At 58.2% G+C, this 500-nt stretch carries 1 protein-coding gene; it reads right to left on the bottom strand.

Annotated elements, in window-relative coordinates:
• Nucleotides 1-283, bottom strand: a 283-nt coding sequence (locus tag VD17_RS31150) for a carbon starvation CstA family protein (protein ID WP_046057192.1), incomplete at its 3' end; no start/stop codon positions are given.
• Nucleotides 284-500 lie beyond the last annotated feature (217 nt).

Here is a 500-nt window from a genome sequence, read left to right as displayed (position 1 = left end):
CGGCGAAGTGGTGACCGAAGAGCCCGTGTTTGTTGGTTGGCACGTAGTCCAGACCGTCATTGTTAACGACCGCCGGCGTGGCACGATTGGGGTCGAGTTGCATCACTTTGGTAGCGATGAACAGGCTGTAGTAGCGGTATGCGACGAGATAAATAGCGACTGCTGCGACTACGATCCAGAGGGCATTGATCGCTTCGCCGCGGCGCAGGGCCACGACACTTAGCGCAAACGCTCCCAGGACAGCCACGGCAAACCAGGCGAGGTGTTTAGCCAGACGGGGCATAGCGTGTCTCCTGCCGACAGCCAGTGGACTGCGGCGGTAATTTTTATAATTGTGTCCGCTGTGCGGAGCTGGCCCAATATCCCCGCATGCCGTCTACAAATAAATCCGCGTTACTACGTACGCGGCGCCTACGTAGTTCTACGTAGATGACGCCGCGCCCACAGGGAATGGCGTACACCTGCAAGTAATTGGTCGACTGTCAGGCCGCCTTCGCGAG

The sequence above is a fragment of the Pseudomonas fluorescens genome (genome assembly GCF_000968015.1).
GTDB lineage: Bacteria > Pseudomonadota > Gammaproteobacteria > Pseudomonadales > Pseudomonadaceae > Aquipseudomonas > Aquipseudomonas fluorescens_W.
Note: the sequence above shows the minus strand (reverse complement) of the source record. Positions and strands in the feature narration are given on the sequence as shown.